Genomic DNA, 4,630 nt, shown 5'->3' with positions numbered 1-4,630 from the left:
ATTATACGCTAATTCTCAATTTTGTTTTCGCATCGCATTCAAAATATTTATTTTTGCCTTCAACCAACTAATATAAAAGTAAAAATGGAGTCCTATACGGAAAAAATATTGATTACAGGTGCTTTAGGGCAAATCGGAACCGAGCTTACCAACAGATTGGTAGAAATACATGGCGCTGATAATGTGGTTGCTTCGGGTCTTGACAGATGGCAAAAAGGGATAACTTCTGCCGGTCATTACGAAAGAATGGATGTTACCAATTCGCAATTGGTGAGACAGGTCATTAAAGATTACGAGATCACAACAGTGTATCATTTGGCTTCGCTTTTATCCGGAACATCAGAAAAACAGCCGATTTTTGCATGGAAGTTAAATCTTGAGCCGCTTCTTCATTTTTGTGAGCTTGCAAAAGAAGGTTTGCTTAAAAAGATTTTCTGGCCAAGTTCAATCGCTGTTTTCGGGAAAGGAATTCCAAAAGAAAATGTAGGACAAGACGTGGTTTTGAATCCTACAACCGTTTACGGAATTTCTAAAATGGCAGGTGAAAAATGGTGCGAATATTATTTTGATAAATATGGAGTAGATGTAAGAAGCATCCGTTATCCCGGTTTAATTTCGTGGAAAACTCCTGCAGGTGGAGGAACTACAGATTATGCCGTTGAAATTTTCTACGAAGCGATTGAAGAAGGAAAATACACAAGTTTTATTTCCGAAAATACAGGAATGCCGATGTTGTATATGGATGATGCCATCAATGCGACTTTACAATTGATGGATGCTCCAAAGGAGAATTTAACAGTTCGCTCATCATATAATTTGGGCGGAATGTCTTTTACACCGAAAGAATTGGCGGAAGAAATTAAAAAAGAAATCCCAGAATTTGAAATTGATTACAAACCGGATTTCAGACAGGCGATCGCAGATTCATGGCCGGCTTCGATTGATGATTCTGTTGCTAAAAAAGATTGGGGATTATCTTACGACTTCGGAATTTCTGAGATGTSGAAAGATATGATCAAAAATCTGAAAGTAAAACTGAATAAAAATTAATCTGTTGAACTTATTAAATTTTAACCATTAAGAAAGTAAAGTTTTTAAGAGCAAATGTAATTTATTAAAATTTACTAAAAGTTAATCATTGCACAACGCTTAAATCAATTTATTGATTCTTAACTAAACTTAAAATTTTCATTTTCTTAATGGTTTAATATTTTTTTAAATAATCTTTAATTCTTTCATTTCACCAATGATATTGCTCACTTTTAACATCGTAAATTTTGAAGCTGAAACTAAAAACGGCATCGTTATTTCTGATGATGAAAGATTGAAAATTACCGAAAATAATACCAAGGCAATTCTCAGGATTTTAGATCTTCATGATATAAAAGCGAGTTTTTTTGTTGAAATTTTGATCACAGAAAAACTTCAGAATTTACTAAAAGCAATTTCTGCTCAAGGGCATGAAATTGCTTTTTACAATAAAGATTCCAGTCTTAAAAAAATTGAAGAAGTAAAAAAAGCAACCCAGGAATTTCTTGAAAAACAGATCAAAGGAATCCGACAGAAAGACAAACAATTTTCTTTAGAAGAATTAAAATCTATTGGTTTTAATTATATCTCAAATATTGATCACGCAGATATTCTGTTTCCTTTTAAACGTTTAAAAAGAAGCTCAGAAATCGTCGAAGATAACGGCTTAAGCATCGTTCCGGAAAGTATTTCTCCGTACAGTCAGTTGCCGTATAATGATTTTGTTTTTCAGGTTTTGCCGATGCAATACTATCAGAATATGGTTTTTGAAACCTTAAAAAAAGATGATTTTGTTTTGGTTTATCTTGAATCCTGGCAATTTACCGACCTTAATAAATATCAGTTTAAAGTTCCGCTTTACCGAAGGTTTTATTTAGGAAAAAAGATGGAGGATAAACTGGAAGCTTTCCTTTCCTGGATTAATGAAAAAGAATTGGCAACTTCAAGAATGAAGGATTATATTTTTTAATTAGGTTGCAGGAATTAGGTTTTAGGAATTAGCTAATATCTAATACCTAATTCCTAAAACCTTTTTATCCCAATTCAAAAAGCGTAATTTCCGGCAAAACACCGACTCTTCCGGGGTAACCTAAAACACCGAAACCTCTGTTTACATAAAGCATTTTACCTTCACTTTCGTACAAATCTGCCCATTTTGGGTAACGGTATTGTACAGGAGACCATTTTATGTTTTTTAAATCTAAGCCAAACTGCATTCCGTGGGTGTGACCTGAAAGTGTTAAATGAATGTCTTTAGGATGTTTTTTCACGACGTAATCAAAATGAGTAGGGTCGTGGCTCATTAATATTTTGGTGGCTTCTTGCGGTACGTTTTCCAGAGCTTTATCAATATCTCCATATTGTGGAAAAGGTTTTAATCCCCAGTTTTCAACACCTAAAATGTAAATATTTTCGCCGTTTTTTTCAATAACCCTGTTTTCGTTACGAAGCAGATCAAAGCCGGCTTGCTTTTGATAATTAATTAAGGTTTCAAGGTTGTTCTTTTGCTCATCTTTAGAATTCCATTTTACATAATCGCCGTAATCATGGTTTCCTAAGACTGCAAACTTGCCGTCTTTCGCTTTAATTTTAGAAAATAAAGGAATAAATGGTTTAAATTCATCGGCAACATTATTAACCATATCTCCGGTAAATAAAACCAAATCCGGATTTTGCTCATTCATTAAATCAATAGCGTGCTGCAGTTTGCTCGGATCAGAAAAACTTCCGCTGTGAACATCTGATATCTGAATGATTTTATAGCCTTTAAAACTTTTTGGAAGATTAGCAAATTTTACTTTTACTCTTCTTACTTTGTGACGGTATTTTCCAAACGTAATTCCGTCTATGAAAAGTGCAGAAAGCACGCCGCCCAAACCTAATCCCATTAAGCTTAAAAACTTTCTTCTTTCAGGGAAGAAATTATCGGTAGGTCTTGTTAATCCCACCAAATAACCTCCGGTTCTGAAAATATCATCAACCAATAAAAACAAAACGATGAAAATTTTAGGCAAAATAAAAATTAAGAATAAAGAAATCGTTATCTGCGCTCTTACCATGCTTCGGTCGCTTCTTTGGAAATGAGAAACTTCGTAAGCGAAAACTCCGTAAACAGCCAAAGACAAAACGATATAGCCAATTCTTACCCAGAAATTATCGGTTAAGGTTCTTATTGCCTGAAAAATATAAAGTTCTAAAAATAAGAAGATTGCGGCAATGAATAAGAAGTTTTTCTGCATGATCAGGTTTAAAAAAAGCACAAAAAATAAATTTCCTGTGCTTTTTATATTGTTAATTAATATTCTTACGGAAATTTATAAACGATCGCATTGATGTTCATTCCGGCTCCCACCGAAGTCATCACAATGTTCCCTTTATCTTTAAACGAATGACCCGCCATATTTCCTTTAATTATTAAATCAAACATGGTAGGAATTGTTGCAACCGAAGTATTTCCAAGATCCTGAACCGTCATAGGAGATACCGAATGGTCGTAATCTTTTACGTCATAAAGCTTGTGAAGCCTGTCTATCATTGCATAATCCATTTTAGCATTTGCCTGGTGGATCAGTATTTTGTCGATATCTTCAATAGATAATTTTGCGTCTTCGATGGTTTCTTTAATGGCCGCAGGAACATTTTTAAGAGCGTATTCATAAATTTTTCTTCCCTGCATTCTTACAAATAAACGAGTCTGATCTGATTCCTGATTGATCGAAGGTCCGTTTGCAAGATAATTTAATTCAGGACCATTATCACAGATGGTATTATGAGCAATGATTCCTACATTTTCTTCGTCAGTGGCTTTTACTACTACAGCTCCGGCTCCGTCTGCAAAGATCATTCTGTTTCTATCATGCGGATCGGTTACTCTGCTTAAAGTTTCTGCTCCGATGACAAGGATTGTTTTTGCAACATTAGCTTTAATTAAATTATCAGCTAAAATCATCGCTTCAACCCAGCCCGGACAACCGAAAATCATATCGTAAGTAACGCATTTTCTGTTTTTAATGCCAAGTTTATTTTTTACTCTTGCTGCCATTGTCGGCATAAAATCTACATATCCGTTTACGGTAACTTCACCAAAATTACTTGCGTAAATAATATAATCAAGCTCTTCCTGATCTATGTTTGCGTCTGCAATAGCAATTTTTGCAGCTTCAAAACCGATTTGTGAATTTGAAAGATCTTCGTCTATAAACCTCCTGTTTTCTATTTCTGTAATTTCTACAAATTTTGCAATAGTTTCTTCAGCAGGCTTGTCAATCTTCACCCCGTCTTCTGTATAAAACTCTGAATCTAAGAAAAAATCCCTTCCAATTACTCTATTCGGAAGATAAGATCCGGAACCAATAATGATCGTATTTGGCATTCGCTTATGTAATTTTTTAAAGATGCAAAGTTAATAATTAATATTAATAAGAAAGAATTAAAAATATTATTAAATTTGCAAAAATTGTTTCAGCCAATCTATGAAAAACAATCCGTCTTTAAAAGGTTTAATTATTGCTGTTGTGGTATTTATCGGTGCTTTCGCTGTTTACAACTTCTTTTTGGCAAAGAAAAATTATTTCCTTGTAGATAATCCTACTCCCAATAC

General features: G+C 33.9%; 4 protein-coding genes. 2 read left to right on the top strand and 2 right to left on the bottom strand.

Annotation, left to right across the window (positions count from 1 at the left end; translation table 11 throughout):
* The first annotated feature begins 84 nt into the window (after window positions 1-84).
* A complete protein-coding gene (locus AB4Y90_RS15730; RefSeq protein ID WP_441558529.1) occupies window positions 85-1,050 on the top strand; it encodes an NAD-dependent epimerase/dehydratase family protein in 966 nt (321 codons plus the stop codon).
* A 196-nt stretch (window positions 1,051-1,246) separates the two neighbouring features.
* Window positions 1,247-1,999 (top strand): polysaccharide deacetylase, encoded by a 753-nt coding sequence (locus tag AB4Y90_RS15725; protein ID WP_441558528.1) that lies wholly within the window; start codon window positions 1,247-1,249, stop codon window positions 1,997-1,999.
* A 64-nt stretch (window positions 2,000-2,063) separates the two neighbouring features.
* Here AB4Y90_RS15725 and AB4Y90_RS15720 read toward each other — a convergent pair whose 3' ends face one another.
* Together AB4Y90_RS15720 and AB4Y90_RS15715 are read right to left on the bottom strand one after the other, a co-directional pair.
* The gene (locus AB4Y90_RS15720) at window positions 2,064-3,269 is read right to left on the bottom strand and encodes a metallophosphoesterase (RefSeq protein WP_441558527.1); all 1,206 of its coding nucleotides are present in this window, start codon (window positions 3,267-3,269) and stop codon (window positions 2,064-2,066) included.
* A gap of 65 nt (window positions 3,270-3,334) precedes the next feature.
* On the bottom strand, window positions 3,335-4,402 hold the full coding sequence (locus tag AB4Y90_RS15715) for a 3-oxoacyl-ACP synthase III family protein (protein ID WP_441558526.1): 1,068 nt from the start codon (window positions 4,400-4,402) through the stop codon (window positions 3,335-3,337).
* Between the last annotated feature and the right edge of the window lie 228 nt (window positions 4,403-4,630).

It is taken from the genome of Chryseobacterium sp. 2TAF14 (assembly GCF_052115105.1).
Taxonomy (GTDB): domain Bacteria; phylum Bacteroidota; class Bacteroidia; order Flavobacteriales; family Weeksellaceae; genus Chryseobacterium.
Note: the sequence above shows the minus strand (reverse complement) of the source record. Positions and strands in the feature narration are given on the sequence as shown.

Coding starts and splice junctions, on each gene's coding strand:
- AB4Y90_RS15725 (WP_441558528.1), top strand. CDS start 1,247: ATGATATTGCTCACTTTTAACATCGTAAATTTTGAAGCTGAAACTAAA.
- AB4Y90_RS15715 (WP_441558526.1), bottom strand. CDS start 4,402: ATGCCAAATACGATCATTATTGGTTCCGGATCTTATCTTCCGAATAGA.
- AB4Y90_RS15720 (WP_441558527.1), bottom strand. CDS start 3,269: ATGCAGAAAAACTTCTTATTCATTGCCGCAATCTTCTTATTTTTAGAA.